Raw genomic sequence first — 21581 nt, 5'->3', positions numbered from 1 at the left:
GTTCAAAATGTTATCCGGTATTAGCCCCGGTTTCCCGGAGTTATCCCAGTCTTATGGGCAGGTTACCCACGTGTTACTCACCCGTCCGCCGCTAACTTCATAAGAGCAAGCTCTTAATCCATTCGCTCGACTTGCATGTATTAGGCACGCCGCCAGCGTTCATCCTGAGCCAGGATCAAACTCTCCAATAAAGTTAGTTTGTCTAGCATCTAAAATAAAAATTGACGTTTCACGTTGTTTGTTTCGTTCAGTTTTCAAAGAACTAAAAGCGGGTGAAGAGAATCGAACTCTCGACCAGAGCTTGGAAGGCTCTTGTTTTACCACTAAACTACACCCGCGTGGTCGGGAAGACAGGATTTGAACCTGCGACCCCCTGGTCCCAAACCAGGTGCTCTACCAAGCTGAGCCACTTCCCGTAATTGGCGCGCCCGAGAGGAGTCGAACCCCTAACCTCTTGATCCGTAGTCAAACGCTCTATCCAATTGAGCTACGGGCGCTTATTCATGATGTTTTTTTCGTCGTTGTAATTTGGCGACTCAATTATCTTATCATACTACATTTTCAAATGCAAGTACTTTTTAAGATTTTTTTGATGCGGCCGAGAGGACTTGAACCTCCACGGGGTTTCCCCCACTAGGCCCTCAACCTAGCGCGTCTGCCGTTCCGCCACGACCGCGCGGAAAAAACAAAAGTGAGCCATGAAGGACTCGAACCTTCGACCCTCTGATTAAAAGTCAGATGCTCTACCAACTGAGCTAATGGCTCGTAAATGGCTGGGCTAGCTGGATTCGAACCAGCGCATGACGGAGTCAAAGTCCGTTGCCTTACCGCTTGGCTATAGCCCATCGAAATAATTTTCTTCTTTTCAAAGACAAATTTTATTGTACCATAATGTCCAATAAAAAACAACTGCTATATAGCAGAAGTTAAGATGGCGGTCCCGACCGGGGTCGAACCGGCGATCTCCTGCGTGACAGGCAGGCATGTTAACCACTACACCACGGGACCATTTGGTTGCGGGGACAGGATTTGAACCTGCGACCTTCGGGTTATGAGCCCGACGAGCTACCGTGCTGCTCCACCCCGCGACAATACTATTCATATAAAATTATATGGTGGAGGATGACGGGATCGAACCGCCGACCCCCTGCTTGTAAGGCAGGTGCTCTCCCAGCTGAGCTAATCCTCCGAAGTGGTGACCCGTACGGGATTCGAACCCGTGTTACCGCCGTGAAAGGGCGGTGTCTTAACCACTTGACCAACGGGCCAATATGTATGGCAGAGAAGAAGGGATTCGAACCCTCGCACCGCGTTAGCGATCTACTCCCTTAGCAGGGGAGCCCCTTGAGCCACTTGGGTACTTCTCTGTATGGCTCCGCAGGTAGGACTCGAACCTACGACCGATCGGTTAACAGCCGATAGCTCTACCACTGAGCTACTGCGGAATAATGAAGACAATTTGTATCTTATAAAAATTCTCTCTGTAAGTCAAGAAGTTTTTAACAACATCTTGTTCAAACGTGACATGTTTATAATATACTGGATTGCGTTTTTACTGTCAAGATGTTTTCGATATCGGTTTGAGTTTCCCTTTACACTTTCCACAGACATATCTTTTTGTATTTATTTGACGCCTTCTTACATATTGAAGTGAACACTCCATACATTCATACTTGTAAACCTTTTTTTCCTTCTCTTCATTAATCATTCGTTTACAAAAACGTGGTGCATCAACTTTCTTTAACAACTCACGAAAATCTCTATCCCTGTGCTTATACCCTCTTCCTGCAATATGTAAGTGATAATGACAAAGCTCATGTTTAATAATCCCGACTAACTCTTCTTCACCATACACTTCGTAATATCGATAATTCAGTTCGATATTATGACTCTTCAACAAATAACGCCCACCAGTTGTACGTAATCTATTATTAAACACTGCTTTATGTAAGAACGGCATCTCAAAGTATTGTAGTGACACTTCTTCCACTAGTCGCTGAATTTCTTGCTCATCCACTCTCATTCCTCCTAAACAAAAAAATATTTTTACACTTTTCTCCCTTCTTATACATATATTAAATAGTACATATACCCATCCTCATGTAAGAAGCGTGGTTTCTAAAAACAAAACATGAATAGAAATCCACTCACCAACCTCTCATCAATAGCATTTTAGATTTTTGAGAGCAGGATTAAACAAGGAGGGATTCCTATGCCTACGTGGCTAAAAAAACAAATGCAACGTGCATATTTCGAAAAAAACCGGTATCAAATTAAATTATTAAATGAATGCTGGTTTTATTATAGCAAAATACATCAAAGCTCATAATCCATTACACTTTTTATTCCATAAAAAAAGAGCAGTTTCATCTGCTCTCTTCTCTTACTATTCAATCGGCAACATAGATAGTGCAACGCGTCCTTTTTTTGTATCAATATCATCTACCCATACTTTTACAATTTTCCCTACTGATACAACATCTAACGGATGCTTTACAAACTGTTTGCTAAGTTTAGAAATATGTACTAAACCATCTTGCTTTACGCCAACATCAACAAAAGCACCAAAATCAACAACGTTACGAACTGTTCCTTCTAGTTCCATACCACGTTTTAAATCTTCTAATTTCAAAATCCCTTTTTTCAGAAGTGGTTTAGGCAACTCATCCCTCATATCTCTTTCTGGACTAATAAGCGCATCTATAATATCAACTAACGTCGGCTCCCCAACTCCTGTTTCTTGAGATAACTTAGAAATCTCTACTTCTTCCAATCTCTTTTGTAATTGCGGTTGTCCTACGTCATCTATCGATAACCCTAGACTCTTCAATAACAATTCAACATTTTTATATTGCTCTGGATGAATACCTGTTCGATCTAATGGATTCGCTCCTTCTAGTATACGTAAGAAACCTATACATTGTTCATACGTCTTTGCACCTAAACGCGGGATTTTCTTTAATTCCGTGCGCTTCGTGAATTTCCCATCTTCTTCTCTCTTTGCCACAATATTTTTCGCAACAGTTTTCGATAAACCTGAAACATATTGTAACAATGCAACCGAAGCCGTATTTACATTAACCCCAACTTGGTTAACAGCTGTTTCTACTACAAATGTTAATGACTCATTCAGTCTCTTTTGAGATACATCATGTTGGTATTGTCCAACCCCAACTGATTTAGGATCAATTTTCACAAGTTCAGCAAGTGGATCTTGCAGACGTCTTCCAATAGAAACGGCACTTCTCTCTTCAACTTGTAAATTTGGGAATTCCTCACGGGCTAAATCAGAAGCCGAATACACACTCGCACCCGCTTCATTTACAATAATATAAAAGACATCTCGGTTCACACTTTGTAATACATCTACTATAAACTCTTCTGTTTCTCTAGATGCTGTCCCATTACCAATTGCAATCATTTCAACTTGATATTTATCTATAATAGAAAGAACTTTCGTTTTTGCATCATCATATTTACGAACAGGTGGATGCGGATAAATAACATCGATATGTAGTACTTTCCCCGTATCATCTACTACAGACAATTTACAACCAGTTCTATATGCCGGATCTACCGCTAGCACGACTTTCCCTTTCATCGGAGGTTGTAATAATAAGTTACGTAAATTCTCAGAGAAAATATGTATCGCTTGTTCTTCAGCTGTTTCTGTTAATTCTTTACGAATTTCTCTTTCGATTGAAGATTGAATTAATCGTTTATAACCATCTTCAATCGCTAATTGTACATAATGTGCACTTTTCGAATCGTTATCACAAATTACTTTCTTATTTAAGAAAGTTACTATCTCATCTACTGGCGGAACAACAGCAACTCTCAATATATCTTCTTTCTCGCCACGATTCATTGCTAATACACGATGTGGTACTACTTTTTGCAATGGTTCTTCATAACTGTAATACATTTCATATATATTCTTTTCATCTTTTTCTTCATCTTTCACGGACGAAGACATAACACCTTTTCTAAAAGTAACATTTCGAATCCAACTACGATACGCAGCTTCATCTGAAACCATTTCTGCAATAATGTCTTGTGCACCTTGTAAAGCTTCTTCTGCAGATTGCACTTCTTTCTCTACATTAATAAATTCCACTGCCTTTTTAGCCGGATCTTCTTTCTTATATAACAATAACCATTCAGCTAATGGTTCTAATCCTTTTTCTTTAGCAATTGTCGCTTTCGTTCTTCTTTTCTCTTTATATGGACGATATAGATCTTCTACTTCTTGCAACTTTGTAGCTTTAACAATTTGCTGTCGTAGCTCTTCTGTCAATTTCCCCTTCTCATCAATAAGACGAAGAACTTCTTCCTTCCTATCTTCAAGTTGCATCATATATTGCCATCTCTCTAAAATCGTACGAATTTGCACCTCATCTAAAGAGCCTGTCCATTCTTTTCGGTAACGAGCAATAAATGGAACTGTGTTACCTTCTTCTGTTAATTGAATAACATGACGAACTTGCTTTTCGGTAAAGCCTAATTCTTTCACTAACATTTTCATTAACGCTTGTCGATTATCTACCATTTCCATATACAACCGTAACCTCCTCTATAATAAAAAAAGTTGCCCTTCAAAGAGAGCAACTTAAACTGCCGATTTAAAAATCTATTAGTCCTAAACTAATTTGTAACGCTTCATCTACACGACTCATCATCACTTCATCCAAATGAGTGATTTTGTCCGTTAAGCGTTGCTTATCGATTGTTCGAATCTGCTCAAGTAAAATAACAGAATCTCTCTCAAAACCATACTTTTTCGCATCAATTTCCACATGAGTGGGTAATTTCGCTTTTTGAATCTGTGCAGTAATAGCCGCTACAATCACCGTTGGACTAAAACGATTTCCGATGTCATTTTGAATGACAAGAACCGGACGAACGCCTCCTTGCTCAGAACCAACAACTGGGGAAAGGTCTGCAAAATACACGTCGCCGCGTTTTACAATCAAAATATTACCCCCCGCTAACTAAGCGTTCTACTGTATGAGCTGCTTCATACTCTGCTAAGAAAGCTTCAGATGCAATACCAAGATTAATTTTTCCCATTTCAATGTACCCACGTCGCATTGATTCATGTTGGTAGCGTTTCTTCGTCTTATGTTGACGCAATAACAATTGTGTTGCCTGGCAAATTAGTTCATGGCGATTCTTATTCTCTTGTTTTCCAATTCCGTCCAATTCCGTTACCATTTGCTTTGGCAACCGAACCACGATTTCAGTAGTTACACTTGATTCGGACACAAAAATACACCTCCACCGTCAACTACACACCCAAATATATATATGACACCTATTGTAATAATACCATTGTATGGAGCCTGTTGCAAAGACTTCCTTATTCCTTGCTTATGTTTTCCAATTCACAAACAAAACATTCATCTTCTTAAATTTTTTATCTCATAACTAACTAAAAACAATAGAACTCCTCTTCAAAACTTACGTGCAACTTATATAAAAAATGATTATAAGTAAAAAGCTTCTCATCAAAAAGAGCTTATTATCCAGCAATGAACAGTCACTCCAATGACAAGAAGCAATCATACTACCTTCTATATATTGTTCAAGTAATTAATTATCTCTACAACCTTACCATTCCGTATAAATATTCTTGGCACACGGAAACTAATCGTTGCAATAATTTCATAATTAATAGTCCCTGAGTATTCCGCAACCTCTGTAGCGCTAATATACTCATCTCCTTGCCTTCCAATAAGCGTAACTTTCGTACCAAGTGGCACTTCACAAGGAAGATGAATCATGAACTGATCCATTGTTACTCTCCCTACAATCGGTACCCTTTTACCATTTATAAGCACTTCAAATCCTTGTAACCTTCTAAGCCACCCATCTGCATAGCCAATCGCTACAGTCGCAATCCATTCTTCAGTTTTCGTTCGGTAGGTGACGTTATAACTAATTCCATCACCTTTAATTACCTGTTTAATATGAGCGACTTTCGTATGAAGTGATAGCGCCGGTTCTAATTCAAATGGTAAAAAAGGACGTATTTCTACAGAAGGAGATAATCCATACATTGCAATCCCAATTCGCACTGCATTAAATGTAATCCCTTGAAAACGTAACGTCGCAGCACTATTAGCTGTATGAACAAGCTTAGGATCCACTCCGAATTCTTTCAACCAACTTAACTGCTCTAAGAACGTGTTATATTGCTTATCAAAATACGAAGTCTCAACCTCATCTGACGTTGCAAAATGCGTGTATACTCCTTCTAACTCTAAAAACGGTGCACCCTCTAAACTCTTTAAAAATTCTTTTAGCTCTTTTCTTTCACGTATTCCAATTCTCCCCATACCACTATCAAAGTTAATATGGAATTTCATTACAGATGAACCATCCCAAAGTTCAATTGCTTCGTCCACCCATTCTTTTTGAAAAACAGTTAGCGCTACATCATTTTCAGCAGCTACATTTACATCACGTGGCGGCGAGGGACCTAACACTAAAATCGGCTCAGTAATACCAGCCCTCCGAAGCACTAAAGCTTCATCTAAAAAAGCAACAGCTAACCTTGTTGCACCTGCTTCTAATGCCGTTTTAGCCACCGGTACATAATCGTGCCCATATGCGTTTGCTTTAACTACAGCAAAAATCTCTACATTACTTGGGATGAACTCTTTAATATGTGTAACGTTGTTATAAATGGCATCTAAATCCACTTCCACCCAAGTGTCACGGTAAAATGGTGCTTCTTCCATAAATACACTTCCTTATACACGATATGCGAAGCTTATTCTTTTATATGCTTCTTTTATGAAATCCACCTTCAAACTAAGAAAAGACGTGGTGCACATATATCACCACGTCTAAGAAGTTTACTTCACCTGCTTCGCTGTAACTGAACGAGCAACCATTAACAGCTCCTTCGGCTCTAAACCTTTAGACACGAGCATATATTCTACTCCGTTATGCGACCACGTTACAGAGTCTTTCGTCAATGCACCAATCGTAAACCCAAGATCAACTGGTTCTCCACTTACACTTACCGCTGATGAAGCCTCTGCAACTTTTGCCTTTTCTTGTATTAAAGTAAAGGATTTCTTATTTCCAGTGTATGTGAGTATCGCACGCTTGCCACTGTCTGTCTTCAACTCTTTTTCATCTTGCAGAGTCATACCTTGTGGTGTATCAAGTGGATACAAAATAGCAAACGGTTTTTCTTCTTTCGCTGTAGTTTGAACATCTACCTGCGCTCTAGACATATTTTGTTTCGTATCAAATGCACCTTTATCAAATTTCGCATCAAATTTCACTTTAGAGAAATCTACTTTCACAAGAACATTTTGATCATTATCCATTAACTTCACTGAAACTGGAGTCAAATCGCTCTTATTCAATGTAATCTCTTGTCTAGGCAACATATTTTGATGTTGATAATTTGTTTTTGTTTTAAAAATATAATACTTATCTGTTTTCTCAAAAGTAAGGTTTTTCTTGTCCTGCAAAATATCTCTTACAAGTGATTCATATAAATAAGCCTGGCTACTATTTTGCGGCCAATCACTTTGAAAACGGAAGCTCTTATTAAGTGCTGGCGTTAATACAAATACACCTTCTTCATTTCTCAAAATAATTTGGCTTTGATCTTTTTTTGCATTTTTTAAATTCACACGATAAAAAGACGGTTCCTTATGCCAAATCTCTACGTTATACTCTTGAGGCTCATTGCCTGTTTTAATAGATAATTTTGCCTCAGCTTGATAACTTTTCATCCCTTTTACTTTTGATTCTAAATCTCTCACGACATCATCTTGCTTCTTTTCCATACAACCCGCCAACACAAAAACGGTCAACAAACCGACAAGAACTAAAAACAGACGCCTTTTCATCAATTCAGCCCCTTTGCCCCTATAAATGAATGGAAGATGTACCTTCCTTATCGCTACCTCAAATATATGAGACAAAGATATAAAATATGCAGACTAGCGTGACGAGCTTTCTAAAACAACTTGAGCAACAGCAAATTCCTTACTATGACTAATTGATAAATGAACAATATACTCTGTACTTGTAATCAGAATTGGCTTACCTCTTTCATCATTTTTCACTTCAATATCTAAAAAACTCACTTCTTTTCCGATACCAGTACCTACAGCTTTTGAATACGCCTCTTTCGCTGCAAACCTTCCAGCTACAAACTCTGTAAGGCGACTTCCTTTCAGCTCCATAGCAACATTACGTTCATTTTCCGTTAAAATACGTTCCATAAATTTAAGCTTTCCATCTAGCATTTTTTCAATACGATTTAATTCAATAATATCGATACCAATCCCTATAATCATTTCGAAATCCCCTTCTTCTATTTAACTTTCTTCTTTCATATTGATAAGAATAACAGAGAATCTTTCTGATGCAAAAGGGGTGAAAGTAACCGTATGCTAATAAGATCCACCCATATTTCTTTACAACCGACTATTCTTACCTTACTTCTTATTCATCTAGTCATGATGATATTAGGCGACTTTTTTCTCTTCCCACTGGCAGCCTCTAATGAATATATCGCTAAAGGAGAATGGTGGCGTGTCATAACTTCTCTTCTTGTACACGTAGACTTACAACATTTTCTTTCTAATATTATTTTTTTGTTTGCTCTTGGTTCTTCTATCGAAAAGCAACTCGGACACTTTTCTTTTTTTATTCTATTTTTTCTCTCTGGAATTTCAGGAAATATTTCTTCTTATATTATTATGCCACTTGAATATATTCACGCAGGTGCATCAGGTGGTATTTTCGGACTATTAGGTGCACAGTTATTTTTATTGTACAATCGATACCGCTCTTCAAAACCAAAAGAAATTGCTATTTTCTCAATTATGATACTTCTATTACTTCTATTTACTTTCTTTAATCCTTCTGCCAATCCGATCAGTCATTTAACAGGTTTAATAACCGGTGGCATTTTAACCCCTTTTTTAACAAAAAAAAACGATGGTGCAAAGCTTATTTAATATAAAAGCTTGCACCATCGATAATTTCTACATCTACTTGTTCACTTAAATCTCTCATTAATTGAAATAAAGACTCATCCTTCATCTTCGCCTCAATCATACAATCAATTTGCGGAACACTTCCCTTTATCCTTCTTAAAAAAGATAAAAATGCCTCTACATTAATATAATCTGCATGAGCTCTTGGATCTTTTCCCTCTCTAGGGCTAGAGATATGCATTTTAACCGGCAACAAAGACGTTTCCCACGTATGAACGACACGTGCCCAATCTTCATACCAATCTTCTTGCTCATTATTCATCATATGGTGATGCAAGTCAAATACGACGGGAATATCTAATTTTTCTCCTAAATATAATGTTTCCTCTAACGTAAAGGTTGTATCATCATTTTCTAATATAATCATTTCTTGAATACCCCTTGGGACATTCGACCAATTCTCTATAAAGCGCTCTAATGCAAGTTCTTTATCTTTATATCCTCCTCCAACATGCAGTACACATCGTTGCTTATGTTCAATCCCCATACCTTTTAATAATTTTTTGTGCATCTGCAATGTTTTTACAGATTGTTTAAAAACACTCTCCTCAGGTGAATTTAGTACAACAAAATGATCTGGATGGAAATCAATTCTCATATTCATATGAACTGCATATTCACCTAGTTTTTTTAAATTTTCTTTTAAAGGACGAATATAGTTCCACTCTATCAATTCCTCATGATTCGCTAAAGGAATGAGCTTTGAACTGAGCCGAAAGAAAGATATGTCATGCCCTTTATTATGCTTTAATAAACGTAAACAATTTTCTAAATTGGAATTAGCAATTCTTTCAAGTTTACGAATTGCAGCAGCACGATCATCTAATTTCTGAAACTGTGCATATGTCATCGTTTGAGATGGAGATGCATTCTTCAAATGTACACTCATCGCAACGTAACCAAGCCTTACAAGCATATAACAGCCCCTTTTCTATCATAACTATTATGTAGTATGCACAATTATAGAAATAAAAAAAGAGAATGCCCGCAAAGGGCATTCTCTTTTTTTATTAAGCTTGTGGACGGCTATGATGTTTTCTTTCGCCGCGTCCATTTGAAGAACCAGGGCGACCTTGGCCTTCACCTCTACGACCACGACTACCACCATCACGATTACGATCGCGGTTACCATCACGATTGCGATCACGGTTACGGTCACGATTACGTCCATCGCCACCGCCGCGTGCATCACGACTACGATTACGGTTACCATCACGGTATCCGCCTCCGTTACCGCCGCGTTTTTTAGAACCGCCGCCTCTTGAAACAACAGGTGGTTCTGATGTTAAAGCGATCGGAGTTGTATCCGGCTCTTTAGTCATCATTTTTAAAGCAGCAGCTACTACTGTTACAGAGTCATTTTCTTCTAACATTTCTTCTGCAATACGCTTGTAGTATGCTAAGTTTTCATTTTCAATTGTGCTTTGAAGCTTTTCAGCGATTAAACGTTGTTGACCTTCTAATGCCTCGTCAAGTGTCGGTGCATCCATGCGGTCCATTTTACGTTTTGTTGTACGCTCGATATTTTTTAATTGTCCTGATTCACGTGGTGTTACAAATAGCATTGCAATACCTTTTTTACCTGCACGACCAGTACGACCGATACGGTGAACGTATGATTCTGGATCTTGTGGAATATCGAAGTTATATACGTGCGTTACGCCTGAAATATCAAGACCACGTGCAGCAACGTCTGTTGCAACAAGAACTTCAATAGAACCTTCTTTAAATTTACGTAATACAGACATACGTTTCGCCTGAGTTAAATCACCGTGAATACCTTCTGCAGCATAACCACGTAAGTTTAATGCTTCTGATAATTCATCAACACGGCGCTTTGTACGACCGAATACGATTGCAAGCTCTGGAGATTGAATATCTAATAAGCGTGTTAACACGTCAAACTTTTTCTTTTCTTGCACTTCTAAATAGAACTGCTGAATGTTTGGCATTGTTACTTCTTTTGCTTTTACTTTAATGTGTTGAGGCTCAGTCATGAAACGCTCAGCAATACGGCGGATTGGATCCGGCATTGTCGCTGAGAATAGTAATGTTTGATGTGTTTCTGGCACATCTGTTAAAATTGCTTCAATGTCTTCAATGAAGCCCATGTTTAACATTTCATCCGCTTCGTCAAGAACAACTGTCTCTACGTTTTGCAGACGAAGTGTTTTACGGTTAATATGATCTAAAATACGACCCGGCGTACCAACAATAATGTGTGGGTGTTTTTTTAGAGCACGAATTTGGCGGTTAATATCTTGACCACCATAAATTGGTAAAATACGAACACGTTTATGCTTACCAATTTTGTATAATTCTTCTCCAACTTGAATTGCTAATTCACGCGTTGGCGCGATAACAATACCTTGAACCGATTCTTTATGTGTATCCACTTTATCTAATAGTGGTAATCCGAATGCTGCTGTTTTCCCTGTACCTGTTTGCGCTTGCCCAATAATATCTTTACCTTGCAATGCATGTGGAATTGTTTCAGCTTGAATTGGTGTAGCCTCTTCAAAGCCCATACTTTCAACAGATTGCAGTAAAGAATCACTTAATCCTAATTCTCGAAATGTTGTCAATGTTACTTCTCCTTTTCTATCCTATACTTATCATTTAAAAAAAGGCGTTTTCCGAATTTGCGGAAAAGCCCTTTTCCTGAATGCTCACGTATATAAACGGGCGTATATTCTTCACGAAAATACTTCTAAACGTTATTACACTTTATCAATTATAAGTTTTGTATGTGTAAAAAGCAAACCCAACTGTTACCTTATTTTCATATTCAGAGTTTTTTTCTTCACTTTTATTTTTTTATATTTACTGTAAGCGCTTATTATAAGTTTCTTCTATTTTCGTAACTATCATCCCTATTTATATACACCAATTATTTCAACATCGTAATTACTTCTTCTAATTTCATACCGCGAGATGCTTTTATTAATACAACATCTTTCACATCGACTACTGCTTGTAAATCTTTTACTAACTCTTCTTTATTATCATACGCCTTTACACGTTCATTAGGGAAATTAATTTTCGCTCCTTCAGCAATTTGAGCCCCTAATCTACCGTATGTGAATACATACGAGATTTTTGCTGGATCGATTAATTTTCCTACCTCATAATGGAACTGTACTTCTTGATCTCCAAGTTCTAACATATCACCGAGCACAACGATTTTTTTAGCAAAACCATCTAAACCATTCATTAAATGGAATGCTGCTTCCATAGCCGTCGGACTTGCATTATAAGCATCGTTGATAATTGTTAAACCACTATTTGTTTTCACAATTTCCATACGCATGCCCGTCATTTGAAGTGTTACTAAACCTTCTTTCATCTCTTCCCACGTTACACCAAAATGTTTCGCAATTGCCATTGAAGCAAGTGTATTATACACATTATGTTTTCCTAACACAGGTAAGTAGAATGAAATATTTTCATCTCTATTCATTTTGAAATGTGTCCCAGTTGCTTGTAATGTTACAGTCGTTGGATAATAATCGTTTGCTCTTGCATCACCAAACGTAACCGTTTCTGCTGCTAAATTCATTTCAGGAACACGATTCGTTAATAAAGGCTCATCTCCGTTATATACGAACACGCCACCTTCTTGTAACCCTGTAACAATTTCTAATTTCGCTTCAGCAATTGCCTCACGAGATCCTAAATCCATTAAATGTGCCTCACCGATATTCGTAATGATAGCTGCATTAGGACGAGCTAACTTAGATAAGAATTCAATTTCGCCTCGGCTTGACATACCCATCTCTAATACTGCTACTTCTGTATTTTCTTCTAAGTTTAAAATGGTAAGAGGTAATCCGATATGGTTATTGAAGTTCCCTTCTGTTTTTTGCACTTTGAATTTAGTCGCAAGAAGACTTGTTACAATATCTTTCGTAGATGTTTTACCGTTACTACCCGTTACACCTACAACTTTAACATCCAATTGATCACGATAGTTTTTCGCTAACATTTGCAATGCCGATAGCGTGTCTTCCACAAAAATAACCGGAAGATTCTCAGGTGGATTCGCTACATCTTTCATCCATAATGTAGCCACAGCTCCATTTTCAACAGCTTTATCTACAAAACCATGTCCATCAAAGCGCTCCCCTTGAATCGGAACATACAAGTTTCCTTTTTCAATTTTTCTTGTATCAATAGACACGCCTTGAATAGTAATTCCCTCATATTGCTCTGCTAATCCAGTACCATTTACCATCTGTTCCACTTGCTTTAACATTCGCTTTATCATATAGAAACGCTCCTTACATAGAGGAAGCACTATTCCTATGAATAGTGCTTCCTCCTTTTTTGTTAGATTGTATATTTAATTTTTTGTTTTTCTTCGTGACGTTCAATCGCTAAACGAATTAGCTCTTCGATTAATTCTGGATACGGTAACCCAGTATGTTGCCATAATAGAGGGAACATACTGAACGGTGTAAATCCTGGCATTGTGTTTACTTCGTTAATATACACTTCTCCATCTTTCGTTAAGAAGAAATCAGCTCGCGTTAAACCTGCACCGTCTAATGATTGGAATGCAATAATCGCATCACGCTTAATTACATTAGATTCTTCTTCTGTCATTTCAGCTGGAATAATTAGCGCTGTATCACCATCGATATATTTCGACTTATAATCATAGAAGTCCTTTTTCGGAACGATTTCACCTACAACTGAACATTTCGGCTCATCATTACCTAGTACCCCAACTTCTACTTCACGACCTACAATATTTTCTTCTACAATAATTTTGCGATCAAATTGGAATGCCTCTACAAATGCATCCTCAAGTTCTTCACGATTTTTACACTTATTAATACCAACACTTGAACCAAGGTTCGCTGGTTTTACGAAGCAAGGATATCCTAACTTATCTTCTACTTTAGAATAAGCTTCCTCACGATTTTTTTCCCATGCACTACGAATGAAGGATGCATATTTTGCTTGTTTTAAACCAGCCTCTGCAAAGATGTTTTTCATAACAACTTTATCCATACCAGCAGATGATGCTAGAACACCATTTCCTACATAAGGGATATTCATTAATTCTAATAGTCCTTGAACCGTTCCATCTTCACCGTTTGGTCCATGTAGTAATGGGAAAATAACGTCAATAGCGTTCTCCTCAGAAGCTGCAGATGGGATAATTTCTGTACTTAATGATAACGGAGAAATCGCATTTTCTGCACCGCTCATTTTTAAAGCTTCAACATCTGTTACTTCGCCTTCAATACGCTCACCACGTACCCATTGACCTTGTTCTGTAATATAAATTGGATGAATCTCGAATTTATCTTGATTTAACGCTTTAATAGCAGCAAGAGCCGTCTGTAGCGAAACTTGATGCTCAGCTGATTTTCCACCATATAATAAACCTAATTTAATTTTCGTCAATGAAATCACCCTAACCAATTGTTTTCATTTTTCTATTTTAGCACTTTTTATAAAAATAGGTAGTTCCTATTTGAAATAAAATGTAACTTCCATAAATAATTAAATAACATCACTTATTGGTTTTTCATTTCATTTTCTATATAGCTACACAAAATAAAATGGCAATCTAATCTAGTTATGTACCTAAAATATGTAGAAATCCCCTTTTTTGTGTATGTCACCTATTCACTAAGAAGATTGTTTGGTTAGTGTGTCTTTTTGCCTTTGCTCCACAAGGCGATCTAAAGAAACATATACAATACCTGCAACTACACATCCTACAGCTAAAATTGTAAATAGAAAGTGACCAAGTAATCGATCTAATAAAAAACCTCCCAAAAGTGGACCAAATGCGCTTCCTGTAATCCACTGCAAACTTGCAGCTCCCATATAAGTCCCTCTCAAATGCTCAGGGGCCAAATTTGCTACAAATGTCATCTGTACAGGCGACATAATCATTTCACCTAGCGTATATATAGCATAAACGAACAGTAGTGTTATTAAAATAATTGTAGCATTTGTATTAAATTCTCCAAACCACTTCGGTAACCACCCTATAAAAAATAATCCAATCCCGAATAAACATGCACCATATAACATCGTCTTCCCGACTGGTTTATCCGTAGCCCATTTTGAAATTTGAAACTGGAATAAAACAACTAATAGTCCGTTTAACGCCATTAAATATGGATATGGATTATTCGTTCCAAAAATACGCTTCATTTCATTATCAAAATGTAGTGGCAACATGCCTTCCGTTTGAGAAAAACCCATCGAAATGATAATACCTGCTAATAAGTAAATCATTAATGCCTTATCTCGCATTACAATTTTCCAAACTGCTCCAGATTCCTTTTCTTTATGTTCTTCCCTATCTGTCCTTTTTGGCATCGTCTCTTGAATAAGAAGTAATACAAGTAACGCATAAAATAGCATTGTAGAAGAGGCAATAATAAACACAAGGTTCTTTGACAACACAACTACTGATGCTCCCATTATCGGACCAATCGCAGCACCTATATTGTGTCCCATTCGTAATAAACCATATGCCTCTGTTCTTTTTTCTGGTACCGTTACATCTGCGACCATAGCTGATGCAGCTGGATGAAATAAAGAATTACTCAACCCTAAAAAAATAGATAAAATTGCATATGGAATAAATCCTTCTATAAATAGAAAACCGAGCATTAATAACGCATTACTTGCCATAGAAAATATCATAATAGGCTTTCTTCCATATATGTCAGCAATTCTCCCTCCTATAAGTGACCCAAAACTTGCAGCAATTGGAGAAAGCGCCATAATAACCCCAACTTCCAACAACGAATCTACCTTATCTTTTAAATATAATGCAAAAAAAGGCATTAACATCATCATTGCAATTCCATTTAACGTCTCTCCAATAAATCGAATCCATACGTTACGGTCCATATCCCTTAACTCACGCCACGTATTTTTCATCATTTCACCCCTTTAGTTAGCCAACAATTATCTTATAATAAGTTCGGAAAAATGTAAATTTTCAAACAAAAAAATCCATTCTAACAGAATTAGAATGGATTTTTCCGCTTATAAATTCGCAACATCTTCTTCTTTTTTACTATTATTTAAAGCACTATGTTTTCGGCTATATAAGAAGTAAACCGCTATACCAATAACCATCCATATCCCAAAACTAATCCATGCTGTCCCCGATAATTGAAGCATTAAGTATAAACAGAAGATCACTGTTAATGCTGGTAAAAATGGTACAAGCGGAGCCTTAAATGCCCTTGGTAAGTCTGGATGAGTTCTTCTCATTACGATTACCGCAACAGCTACGAGTGCAAATGCTGACAATGTCCCCATATTTACAAGATGCGCTAAAACATTTAAATCTATTAATCCTGAAATTAGTGCCGCAATAATTCCCGTTGTCCATGTATTTAAAAATGGCGTTTTAAATTTTGGATGAACTTTAGCTAGACGCTTCGGCAGTAAACCATCTCGGCTCATCGCATAAGAAACACGAACTTGCCCATACATCATAACTAGCATTACTGTTGTAATTCCTGTAATTGCTCCTACTGAAATTACCCCCGCTAAACCATCTTGTCCAATAAATTGAAGTGCGAAAGCAACTGGATCTGATATATTTAGCTGCCCGTATGGAACAATTCCTGTCAAAATAAGCGAAACAACGATATAAAGAACTGTACAAATTAATAACGATGCAATAATACCAATTGGTAAATCACGTTGCGGACGTTTCACTTCTTCTGCCGCTGTTGAAACTGCATCAAATCCTATAAATGCGAAAAATACTGTAGCCGCTCCAGCCATTACACCATCTAAACCAAATGGCATAAAAGGCGTCCAGTTTTCAGGTTTCACATAATTAAAACCAGCAAAGATAAAAATAAGAACAACTGCTATTTTAATAAATACCATAATGTTATTTACTCGTGCACTTTCACGAACACCCCTAGATAAAAGAACTGTCATCACTAAAATAATTAGAACTGCAGGTAGATCAATTATTCCACCCTTACCTGTACCAGGAGCCGAGGAGAGAATAGTCGGGATATGAATTCCAAACCCCTTTAATAAAGATTGAAAATATGCAGACCAACCGTTCGCTACAGCAGATGTAGCAAGTAAATATTCAAGCATTAAATCCCAGCCAATTAAAAATGCGAATACTTCCCCCATCGTCGCGTATGTATACGTATACACACTGCCCGAGACAGGAACTGAAGAAGCAAATTCAGCATAACAAAATGCAGCAAAGGCACAAGCTAGAGCGGCAATCGCAAATGATAATATAATAGCTGGCCCAGAATGTTTCGCTGCCACAACACCCGTTAGAACAAAAATACCAGTTCCAACAATTGCTCCGATTCCAAGCATAGTTAAATCTAGCGCGCCCAATGTTCTTGCTAACGTTTTTTGCTTACTTTCTTGCATTAACTTTGCAATTGGCTTCTTTTGAAAAATTCGCTTCATCTTTCACTCCTCCAAGTTTTAAATTTTCTGAAAATTTTTAATTCGCTTTTTTATTTTACTCATTACGCTTTTCCTAGTCAATACTTTTGTCGAAACAAGTAGAAATTCTTCTAAATATGCACGATCCTTATCATTCTTTCTATATATCTTTCGACAACTCTTTTTGGTATTATTACACATGTCGATTCCACAAAAAAGGCATGCTCCCTTATTGAGAGCATGCTTTTTTTACTTATTTCACAGTATATGAACCTTGTTCAATCCAGCTATACATATACTTTTCATCTTCTGTTTCATGTGCTTGTTTGACAATACGAAGCGGACGGAATGTGTCTATCATAACAGCTAATTCAAGCGTCTCTTTCTTCCCTATACTTGCCTCCGTTTTCCCAGGATGCGGCCCATGGGGAATCCCGCTCGGATGAAGTGTAATAGAACCTTCTTCCACACCTTTGCGACTCATAAAGTTTCCTTCTACATAGTAAAGAACTTCATCACTATTAACATTACTATGATAATATGGTGCCGGAATTGACTCTGGATGATAATCGTATAAACGTGGTACGAAAGAGCAAATAACAAAATTATGTCCTTCAAATGTTTGATGTACTGGCGGCGGCTGATGAATGCGCCCTGTAATTGGTTCAAAATCCTCTACATTAAATACCCACGGATATAAATAGCCATCCCATCCAACAACATCTAACGGGTGGTGTCCTAAAACATGTTTATGCATATAGCCTCTTGATTTTGTTATTACGACAAACTCGCCTTTTTCATCATATGTCTCTAATTTTTCTGGACCACGAAGATCTCTTTCACAAAACGGACTATGCTCTAACAATTGTCCGTATTCATTTCGATAACGACGCGGCGTTGTAATTTGGCTATTCGCCTCTACAACAAGAAACTTAGTCTCTCCTTCATCTGGAATAACACGATAAATCGTTCCAATTGGAATCGTTACATAGTCGCCTTTTCTATAGTGAATCGTTCCAAACATCGTTTCAATTTTTCCTGTTCCATAATGAACAAATAACATTTCGTCGCCATCACCATTACGATAGAAATAATCCATTTTTTCTGTTGGACTCACTACTCCAATTAACAAATCTTCATTTCCAAGTATGAAATTCCGTCCACTTATTGCATCACCACTTTTTTTACTTTCTTTCGTTCGAAAGTGGCGATGAGAAAGAGCAACATCCTCTTCATACTGCAACTGACAAGAATGCGATAATGCAGAATGACCTACTTCTGTTGGCATATAATGATGATACAAAATAGACTGCGTACCAGAAAAACCTTTTGTTCCCATTACCTGTTCACGATAAAGCGATCCATCTTTTTTACGAAATTGTACATGTCGTTTATGAGGTAGTTCTCCCATGTGACGATAAAACATGCCCATCACCCGCTTCCTTTTCTTTTTTGATCGTATTACGTAGTGTACCTAAACCAGTAATCGACAGTTCTACAACATCTCCATCTTGTAGCCACTCTTCTGTACCCAGTTCTAAAATACATCCTGTTCCTACTGTCCCAGAACCAATCACATCTCCTGGATATAACGTAACGTCCTCTGAAGCACGTTCAATCATTTCAGCAAATGTATAGTAAATATCTTGGAAGTTTCCCTTTGATAATAGTTTTCCATTTACATGAGCAGTCATTTCTAAATTATATCGATCATCATTACGATAAACGTCTAATTCCTCTTTCGTAACGAGATGTGCTCCTAAAGAAGTTGCAAAGTCTTTTCCTTTCGCTGGACCGAGACCTACTTTCATTTCTGTTGCTTGTAAGTCTCTCGCACTCCAGTCGTTCATAATACAATAACCAAAAATATATTCCTCTGCTTGCTCACGAGAAATATTTCGCCCTTCTTTTCCTATTACGCAAGCAATCTCCAACTCATAATCAAGCTTTTTAGACTTTTTCGGACCAATTACAAAATCACCGGAACCAATTACAGCACGATGATTAGTAAAATAAAAAACCGGAATATCATACCATTCAGGCACAACATCTAATCCTCTTCGTCCGCGAGCTGTTTTTACATGTTGTTCAAATGCGTAAAAATCTCGAATACTACTCGGATTAGGAAGAGCAGCTGTCAATTGTACTTCTTCTAAAGCATATATACCCTTATTTGGATTCTTAATATTCCGCACTACTTCTACATACTCATCTGCTTTCTCTAAAAAAGCCATCATAGAAGAAGGGATTTCTCCTTCACTAGCAAGATTCATATCTATTACTTTGTCACCTTCAAGCCATCCAGCTCGTAGTTCTTTTGAAGGAAGACGAAATGTAACAAATTTCATCCTGATTCCTCCTTATAAAAATGAAATTTCCACCAGCAAAGGGACTTTTGCTGGTGGATACAAATCTTATAAGTTCCCGCGACGCTCTTGTTCTCTTTCAATTGATTCGAATAACGCTTTAAAGTTTCCTTCACCAAATCCACGAGAACCTTTACGTTGAATGATTTCAATAAATAAAGTCGGGCGATCTACAATTGGTTTCGTAAAGATTTGTAGTAAGTAACCTTCATCATCACGATCTACTAAGATCTTTAATTCTTTTAACTTATCAATTTCTTCATCAATTTTTCCAACTCGTGCAGTTAACTCATCATAATAAGTATCAGGTGTATCTAAAAACTCCACCCCATTTGCACGAAGCGCTTCAACTGTTTTAACAATATCACTTGTTAATAAAGCAAGATGTTGTACACCAGCTCCATTATAGAATTCTAGATACTCTTGAATTTGTGACTTTCTCTTTCCGTCTGCTGGTTCGTTAATAGGAAACTTAATACGACTTCCATTCGTCATAACTTTCGACATTAACGCCGAATACTCTGTACTAATATCGTCATCATCAAAATGAATCATTTGTTTAAAGCCCATAACATTCTCGTAATAACTAACCCACTCTTCCATTTTTTCAACATTACCAACTACATGATCAACAGCAATTAAACCAGACTCTTCAAATGGAATATTAAATTCTACCTTTTGGAATCCTGGCATAAATGCCCCTTTATAATTTTTACGCTCTACAAGCGTATGAATTGTATCACCATACGTACCAATAACTGCTTTTTTCAATGTACCTTCCTCATCTGTTAATTCCTGTGGTGGAGCAATTGCGACGGCACCACGTTTCACTGCTTCTGAGTATGCTTTATCAACATCATCAACAAGTAGTGCCACATCCTTCACGCCATCACCATGAGTCTTTACAAACTCTGCAATACGATTTTCACTACTTAAAGCTCCAGACACAACGAAACGCATATTTTTTTGCACAAGAACATAAGATACCTTTTCACGGTTTCCAGTTTCTAATCCAGAGTAAGCTACAATTTTGAATCCGAACGCTCTCGCAAGATAATAACTCGATTGCTTTGCATTCCCTACGTAAAATTCCAAATGATCTACATCACGTACTGGAAAAAAGTCCTCCATTTGTGCAGCTAGCGTATCCATAGATTTTTGTTTCATAATATCTTCATCCCCCTGTAAATAGATTAAATGGTCCATACTTAAAACCAACCGAAAACGCTTCCAACATTAATTAATAGAAATTAGTTAGCAAGCTAACAAATTCTGACCTTTAAAATTTTCTATCTTTTCTGTCAAATTCCTCTTTTTTTCTTACATATAAAATTCGACTTTTTTCTCTTTGAAATACAGCTTGATTTTATTCAATGGATTTTTGATTATTCGTTGAATCAAGTTTCAACCGCAGCGTTTAATTAGCATTGAATGCTGGATAATGAGGTAACTTTAATACTTGAGGGTATATAAGAAGAATATAAAAAAGACTCCAACATATTAACTACTTACCAATACGTTAGAATCTTTATTTTTTTTGAATGATTGTATTTATATATCTCATACTAATACATTTGCAAGGAATAGAATAAATGATGTTACTATTACCGCTCCACCTAAGGATCCTAATAAATCTGTTTTTGTTACTTGAAACACTTGTTCACTGTTCATATCCCTCATTCTCCTTCCTTTTTTGTTTGATTTAAAACTTCTATTATACTAATACGCTTGATAGAAATACGATTAACGCTGTTAATACTACTGC

Annotated in this window: 19 protein-coding genes and 12 tRNA genes; 2 read left to right on the top strand and 29 right to left on the bottom strand. The window is 37.2% G+C overall.

Going from position 1 to position 21581, the window contains the following annotated elements; genetic code table 11:
• Positions 1-267 precede the first annotated feature (267 nt).
• The 13 genes from BAQ53_RS01240 to BAQ53_RS01180 form a co-directional block, all read right to left on the bottom strand.
• A tRNA-Gly gene (locus BAQ53_RS01240) sits at positions 268-338 on the bottom strand.
• 1 nt (position 339) lies between these two features.
• Positions 340-416: transfer RNA gene (locus BAQ53_RS01235), tRNA-Pro, on the bottom strand.
• Between the two features lie 4 nt (positions 417-420).
• Positions 421-497 (bottom strand) — tRNA-Arg (locus tag BAQ53_RS01230).
• Between the two features lie 96 nt (positions 498-593).
• Positions 594-676 (bottom strand) — tRNA-Leu (locus BAQ53_RS01225).
• 16 nt (positions 677-692) lie between these two features.
• A tRNA-Lys gene (locus BAQ53_RS01220) sits at positions 693-765 on the bottom strand.
• A 5-nt stretch (positions 766-770) separates the two neighbouring features.
• Positions 771-845, bottom strand: a tRNA-Gln gene (locus BAQ53_RS01215).
• Between the two features lie 87 nt (positions 846-932).
• Positions 933-1008, bottom strand: a tRNA-Asp gene (locus tag BAQ53_RS01210).
• A gap of 3 nt (positions 1009-1011) precedes the next feature.
• Positions 1012-1088 (bottom strand) — tRNA-Met (locus BAQ53_RS01205).
• Positions 1089-1113: 25 nt separating this feature from the next.
• A tRNA-Val gene (locus BAQ53_RS01200) sits at positions 1114-1189 on the bottom strand.
• A 4-nt stretch (positions 1190-1193) separates the two neighbouring features.
• A tRNA-Glu gene (locus tag BAQ53_RS01195) sits at positions 1194-1268 on the bottom strand.
• A gap of 8 nt (positions 1269-1276) precedes the next feature.
• Positions 1277-1367, bottom strand: a tRNA-Ser gene (locus tag BAQ53_RS01190).
• A 3-nt stretch (positions 1368-1370) separates the two neighbouring features.
• Positions 1371-1445 (bottom strand) — tRNA-Asn (locus BAQ53_RS01185).
• 113 nt (positions 1446-1558) lie between these two features.
• Positions 1559-2017 (bottom strand): SprT family protein, encoded by a 459-nt coding sequence (locus BAQ53_RS01180; RefSeq protein ID WP_000344238.1) that lies wholly within the window; start codon positions 2015-2017, stop codon positions 1559-1561.
• Positions 2018-2212: 195 nt separating this feature from the next.
• Between BAQ53_RS01180 and cmpA the strand changes: the two genes are divergently transcribed.
• Entirely contained in the window at positions 2213-2329 is a 117-nt protein-coding gene (cmpA, locus tag BAQ53_RS01175; RefSeq protein ID WP_001143642.1) for a cortex morphogenetic protein CmpA, read from the top strand.
• A gap of 57 nt (positions 2330-2386) precedes the next feature.
• Here cmpA and BAQ53_RS01170 read toward each other — a convergent pair whose 3' ends face one another.
• The 6 genes from BAQ53_RS01170 to acpS form a co-directional block, all read right to left on the bottom strand.
• Positions 2387-4555 carry a Tex family protein gene (locus BAQ53_RS01170; RefSeq protein WP_208906437.1) on the bottom strand — a complete coding sequence of 723 codons (2169 nt, stop codon included), beginning with the start codon at positions 4553-4555 and terminating at the stop codon, positions 2387-2389.
• Positions 4556-4622: 67 nt separating this feature from the next.
• Entirely contained in the window at positions 4623-4973 is a 351-nt protein-coding gene (ndoA, locus tag BAQ53_RS01165) for a type II toxin-antitoxin system endoribonuclease NdoA (RefSeq protein ID WP_000635965.1), read from the bottom strand.
• A 4-nt stretch (positions 4974-4977) separates the two neighbouring features.
• Positions 4978-5265, bottom strand: coding sequence for an antitoxin EndoAI (locus tag BAQ53_RS01160; protein ID WP_000004570.1), 288 nt, complete (start codon positions 5263-5265; stop codon positions 4978-4980).
• Positions 5266-5573: 308 nt separating this feature from the next.
• Positions 5574-6743, bottom strand: coding sequence for an alanine racemase (gene alr / locus BAQ53_RS01155; protein ID WP_000390613.1), 1170 nt, complete (start codon positions 6741-6743; stop codon positions 5574-5576).
• 117 nt (positions 6744-6860) lie between these two features.
• On the bottom strand, positions 6861-7811 hold the full coding sequence (locus BAQ53_RS01150; protein ID WP_002163824.1) for a LolA family protein: 951 nt from the start codon (positions 7809-7811) through the stop codon (positions 6861-6863).
• A 156-nt stretch (positions 7812-7967) separates the two neighbouring features.
• On the bottom strand, positions 7968-8327 hold the full coding sequence (gene acpS / locus BAQ53_RS01145; RefSeq protein ID WP_000583417.1) for a holo-ACP synthase: 360 nt from the start codon (positions 8325-8327) through the stop codon (positions 7968-7970).
• Between the two features lie 93 nt (positions 8328-8420).
• Between acpS and BAQ53_RS01140 the strand changes: the two genes are divergently transcribed.
• On the top strand, positions 8421-8993 hold the full coding sequence (locus BAQ53_RS01140; RefSeq protein WP_000908521.1) for a rhomboid family intramembrane serine protease: 573 nt from the start codon (positions 8421-8423) through the stop codon (positions 8991-8993).
• Here BAQ53_RS01140 and uvsE read toward each other — a convergent pair.
• From uvsE to BAQ53_RS01090, 10 genes are all read right to left on the bottom strand, one after another.
• Positions 8986-9948, bottom strand: a complete 963-nt coding sequence (gene uvsE, locus BAQ53_RS01135; protein WP_000961160.1) for a UV DNA damage repair endonuclease UvsE — start codon at positions 9946-9948, stop codon at positions 8986-8988. The two genes, BAQ53_RS01140 and uvsE, sit on opposite strands and share 8 nt — an antisense overlap.
• A gap of 94 nt (positions 9949-10042) precedes the next feature.
• On the bottom strand, positions 10043-11617 hold the full coding sequence (gene cshA / locus BAQ53_RS01130; protein ID WP_088350930.1) for a degradosome RNA helicase CshA: 1575 nt from the start codon (positions 11615-11617) through the stop codon (positions 10043-10045).
• A gap of 305 nt (positions 11618-11922) precedes the next feature.
• Positions 11923-13299 (bottom strand): UDP-N-acetylmuramoyl-tripeptide--D-alanyl-D-alanine ligase, encoded by a 1377-nt coding sequence (gene murF, locus BAQ53_RS01125; RefSeq protein WP_000595965.1) that lies wholly within the window; start codon positions 13297-13299, stop codon positions 11923-11925.
• Positions 13300-13361: 62 nt separating this feature from the next.
• Positions 13362-14447, bottom strand: coding sequence for a D-alanine--D-alanine ligase (locus tag BAQ53_RS01120; protein WP_000161427.1), 1086 nt, complete (start codon positions 14445-14447; stop codon positions 13362-13364).
• A 228-nt stretch (positions 14448-14675) separates the two neighbouring features.
• Positions 14676-15947 (bottom strand): MDR family MFS transporter, encoded by a 1272-nt coding sequence (locus BAQ53_RS01115; protein WP_208906436.1) that lies wholly within the window; start codon positions 15945-15947, stop codon positions 14676-14678.
• Positions 15948-16055: 108 nt separating this feature from the next.
• The gene (gene bcaP, locus BAQ53_RS01110; RefSeq protein WP_000821075.1) at positions 16056-17471 is read right to left on the bottom strand and encodes a branched-chain amino acid transporter BcaP; all 1416 of its coding nucleotides are present in this window, start codon (positions 17469-17471) and stop codon (positions 16056-16058) included.
• A gap of 232 nt (positions 17472-17703) precedes the next feature.
• Positions 17704-18876 carry a homogentisate 1,2-dioxygenase gene (locus tag BAQ53_RS01105; RefSeq protein WP_043328716.1) on the bottom strand — a complete coding sequence of 391 codons (1173 nt, stop codon included), beginning with the start codon at positions 18874-18876 and terminating at the stop codon, positions 17704-17706.
• Complete coding sequence (locus BAQ53_RS01100; RefSeq protein WP_208906435.1) at positions 18842-19798, bottom strand: fumarylacetoacetate hydrolase family protein; 957 nt, start codon at positions 19796-19798, stop codon at positions 18842-18844. Before BAQ53_RS01100 ends, BAQ53_RS01105 begins: the two co-directional genes overlap by 35 nt.
• Positions 19799-19864: 66 nt before the next feature.
• Complete coding sequence (hppD, locus tag BAQ53_RS01095) at positions 19865-20983, bottom strand: 4-hydroxyphenylpyruvate dioxygenase (protein ID WP_000810923.1); 1119 nt, start codon at positions 20981-20983, stop codon at positions 19865-19867.
• Between the two features lie 393 nt (positions 20984-21376).
• Complete coding sequence (locus BAQ53_RS01090) at positions 21377-21487, bottom strand: DUF3948 family protein (protein ID WP_001083693.1); 111 nt, start codon at positions 21485-21487, stop codon at positions 21377-21379.
• Between the last annotated feature and the right edge of the window lie 94 nt (positions 21488-21581).

The organism is Bacillus sp. B25(2016b), from assembly GCF_001679765.1.
Classification (GTDB): Bacteria; Bacillota; Bacilli; order Bacillales; family Bacillaceae_G; genus Bacillus_A; species Bacillus_A thuringiensis_K.
The sequence above is the reverse complement of the archived record's forward strand: the minus strand, read 5'-3'. Positions and strand labels throughout refer to the sequence as shown.